This window comes from Kitasatospora sp. NPDC036755 (assembly GCF_040636595.1).
Lineage (GTDB): Bacteria > Actinomycetota > Actinomycetes > Streptomycetales > Streptomycetaceae > Kitasatospora.
This window is the reverse complement of the sequence record NZ_JBEZUT010000691.1, coordinates 1-1,255: the sequence shown is the minus strand read 5'-3', so window position 1 is coordinate 1,255 and position 1,255 is coordinate 1. Positions and strand designations below refer to the sequence as shown.

At 80.4% G+C, this 1,255-nt stretch carries 1 protein-coding gene; it reads right to left on the bottom strand.

What is annotated here, in order from left to right; translation table 11 throughout:
* Positions 1–45: 45 nt before the first annotated feature.
* Positions 46–1,255: lanthionine synthetase LanC family protein (locus tag AB0E96_RS41250; RefSeq protein WP_359831980.1), on the bottom strand; the 1,210-nt coding region annotated here is incomplete at its 5' end.

Genomic DNA, 1,255 nt, shown 5'->3' with positions numbered 1-1,255 from the left:
AGCGCCCCGGACCCGGCCGCCGGCTCCTCGGCGCCGCCGCCCCGCTCAGTGCGGCGGCAGCGACCCCGGCACCGGCCCGCCCCGCCGGGCGAGGCGCCGCAGGAAGGTGGCCACGCCGGGGGTGCCGACCGCCCAGGCGCGGGACTCCGCGTCCGGCCGGCGGCCGGGCAGCACCGGGCGGGCGGGCGGCCCGCCGGCCCGGGTGAGGATCAGGGCCGCCAGTTCCTCGGCGGCCGCCCAGTGCCGGGCCTCGCCGGTGGCCACCGCGAGGTCGACGAGCAGGTCCCCGACGCCCGCGAGGCCGCAGCAGCGGAAGACCTGCGCGGTCCTCGGGGCGAGTGTCCGGCAGGTGTCGGCGGCTTCGACGGCCAGCGCCAGCAGGTCGTCGCCGCCGTACTGCCGGCCGGCCTGGACCAGCAGTGTGCCGATCCCGGCCAGTCCCCGGCACCAGGAGAGGTAGCGGCGGGTCGCCCCGGGTGCGCGGGCGGCGGCCAGGATGCCGGGGAGGCCGGCCGCGAGCCCGTCCACGAGCTCCCGCGCGGTGTGCCGGGACGCCTCGTCGGGCATCGCGAGCAGGAAGTGGGCGATGCCCGCGCGGCCGTGCGCGAAGCCCTCGGCGAGGGCCGCGGTGCCGGGGTTGGGTTCCTCCCCGAGGTCGTCCAGCGGCCGGCCGACGAGGCCGGCGGCGCAGTCGGCCGCCGCCGCCCGGTGCGCTCCGGCCGCCGGGCCGAGGGCGGCGAGCAGCAGGTGGCCGGTGCCGATCCCGGCGGTGCCGGCGATCTGGTCCACGCCCGTCCCCTCGTACCGGCGGTGCCCCGGGGGCTCGGTTCCCAGCACGGCGGCGGCCTCGGCGAGGAACAGGTCGACGCCCGTGCGGCCCTGGTGGAGCGAGCCGTCCAGGTGGTCGAGGCCGGGGTGGGTGGACGTCCAGTGGGCCAGTTCGGCGGCGGCGGCCCGGGCGTCCGGGCGGTCGGGGTGCTGGAGCAGTTCGAGGCCGAGGCCGGCCGCGCCGTCGTACAGCGAGAGCAGGGTCCGGGGCCGCTCCGCGCCCGGGTCGGCGGCCACCAGCTCGCGGGCCATCCGGACGCAGCCGGTGACAAGGTGGTCGAGTGCCTCGGTCGGCCGGCCTCCGAACCCTCCGGCGGGCAGGGCCCGCCGGGCCGGCAGGGTCCCCGTCCGCAGGCGGGCACCGTCCCGGGGCTGTTCGCGGTCGGGGAGGCCAACTTCTCCGACCACGGCGCCAACCGGCTCGGGG